A 1612-nucleotide genomic window follows, 5' to 3' on the forward strand; every position below is an offset into this window, starting at 1 on the left:
GAATCCGTGATAAAGGTTCTTTGAAAATTAAAGATAATTGAAGGAAAAAGCACCTCCGGTAAAGAAATTAAAAGAAAATCATAACTTTTCCAATTTCACCTGAGAGGTGCTCTATGAAGATCCAATTTGTCCGCTCGAAAGAGTTAATTCTCTCTACTCACGCCGGTCTTGCAACCGTTGGCGCTTTGCTTGCGCATACTGGACTTAGAAAGCGCCTGAATCATACAAAGATCAAAAGTATGAAAACACCGATTCATTCCCACGCCGATGTCATGAAGAGCTATCTGGGCCTGCTCTGCCAAGGCAAGAGCGACTTTGACCATATTGAGCCGTTTCGAAAAGACGATGTATTCACAATCTGCCTTCAGCTCCAAAAAGTCCCCTCCAGCCCGACTCTTCGCCAGCGTCTTGACGCCGCAGCACAGACGCCGGAATGGAACCGGATTTTACTTGAGGAATCCGCTGATCTCATTCGCAAGGTAAAGGCTCCATTAACAGGGCTGACAGCAGGTGAAAAGGCTTATGCGCCGCTGGATATCGACGTATCTCCTTTCGACAATTCCGGCACAAAGAAAGAAGGCGTATCTCGTACTTACAAAGGGACTGACGGCTATGCTCCCATCTTTGCCTACCTGGGCCAAGAAGGCTATGGCGTTAATGTGGAACTGCGTGAGGGCAGTGTGCATTGCCAGAAGGGAACAGCCGCATTTTTAGAACAGAGCATCGCATACGCCAAACGTGCAACGGACCTGCCGCTGCTCATTCGCATGGACGCTGGAAACGACAGCGCCGAAAATTTGCATGTTTGTCATCGCGAGAAAGCCGACTATATCATCAAGGCCAATCTCCGCAGAGAACCGAAGGAAATGTGGCTGCGCATTGCGGAAACGACGGGAATCGCCTGCCAGCAGCGCGAAGGAAAAGTCGAATATATCGGCGCGATAGAATTTCGCGAAAAGGGATTCGACCGCCCCCTTCGCCAAGTGTTCCACGTCATTCATCGAACGATTGATCGGGATGGACAAGTGTTGCTGTTCCCGGAAATTGAAGTGAGCGTCTATTGGACGTCGCTTCGCTGTGCCCCGTCACGAGTGATTGAGCTTTACCGCGATCATGGGACAAGTGAGCAATTCCACAGCGAAATCAAAACCGATTTGGATTTGGAGCGTCTGCCTGCAGGAAAATTCGCAACGAATGATCTCGTACTGCATGCCGGCTTGTTTGCCTATAACCTTCTTCGAATCATCGGCCAGGAGAGTCTGCGTGAGCATGACTCGCCGATTCGAAACAACGTGCAGCGTCGCCGTATTCGTACGGTTATCCAGAATATTATTTACATGGCGGCAAGATTGGTTCGACATGCGCGAGGTATTCGATTCAATTTCGGCTGCAACAGTCCGTGGTTTCCCGTTATCCGTCGTATTTACTGTGCCTTTACCTGACAGGATGGAATGTTATAGGGGTCAATAAGGCCTTGTCAGCCAAGGTCTGTTTGATCATGCGCTCCATCAGAGTGCGATCTCATTAAACAGTTTGTCAGCGTCAAAAATCGCACATTTTACAATAACAACCAGATTTTCAATCGAGCAATACAAAGCGTCACGGATTCAGG

1 protein-coding gene is annotated in these 1612 nt (G+C 48.8%); it reads left to right on the top strand.

Annotated elements, in window-relative coordinates:
- Positions 1-113: 113 nt before the first annotated feature.
- Positions 114-1442, top strand: coding sequence for an IS1380 family transposase (locus POTG_RS22470; protein ID WP_009227150.1), 1329 nt, complete (start codon positions 114-116; stop codon positions 1440-1442).
- Positions 1443-1612: the final 170 nt, after the last annotated feature.

Origin of the sequence: Paenibacillus sp. oral taxon 786 str. D14 (assembly GCF_000159955.1) — a bacterium.
In the GTDB taxonomy this organism is placed as follows: domain Bacteria; phylum Bacillota; class Bacilli; order Paenibacillales; family Paenibacillaceae; genus Fontibacillus; species Fontibacillus phoenicis.

Excerpts from the sequence above, each read along its gene's own strand:
- POTG_RS22470 (WP_009227150.1), top strand. The coding sequence starts at position 114 with ATGAAGATCCAATTTGTCCGCTCGAAAGAGTTAATTCTCTCTACTCAC.